This is a genomic window from Vibrio sp. Y176 (genome assembly GCF_033438945.1).
Window position 1 is genome coordinate 1 of sequence record NZ_JAWOQS010001295.1, and the last position, 500, is coordinate 500.

1 pseudogene is annotated in these 500 nt (G+C 47.8%); it reads left to right on the top strand.

Going from position 1 to position 500, the window contains the following annotated elements:
- Positions 1–438, top strand: a pseudogene (locus R7O13_RS31490) (PhnD/SsuA/transferrin family substrate-binding protein); the annotation flags it as partial.
- Between the last annotated feature and the right edge of the window lie 62 nt (positions 439–500).

Consider the following 500-nt stretch of genomic DNA (forward strand, 5'->3'; position numbering starts at 1 on the left):
GCTCAACCCTCTCTTGTTTTTGGTGTGGTGCCACAACAATCGGCCACCAAATTAGTTCAACAATGGCAGCCATTACTGCAACGTTGGGGCGAGCTTGCCGGAGTTGAAATCAAATTTGCTACTGCGCGTGATATTCCTACTTTTGAAGCCCGTTTATTGGCTGGAGAATATGACATCGCGTACATGAATCCTTATCACTTTACGCTGGTGAATCAAACTCCGGGTTATACGGCGTTAGCAAGAGCGAAGAACAAGCGTATTACAGGGATTATTGTGGCGAGAAAAGGGCAGTCAGTTACTCTTGATGATCTGCAAGAAGAGACGATTGCTTTTCCGGCTCCACGCGCGTTTGCGGCTTCCATCATCACGCAATCTGAACTAGAACAGAAAGGCATCAAATTTACGCCCAAGTATGTGGGCTCGCACGATTCGGTCTATTGAGGTGTTCTGAAAGGCTTGTATGTCGCTGGCGGTGGCGTGAAGCGTATCTTTGAGAGCTT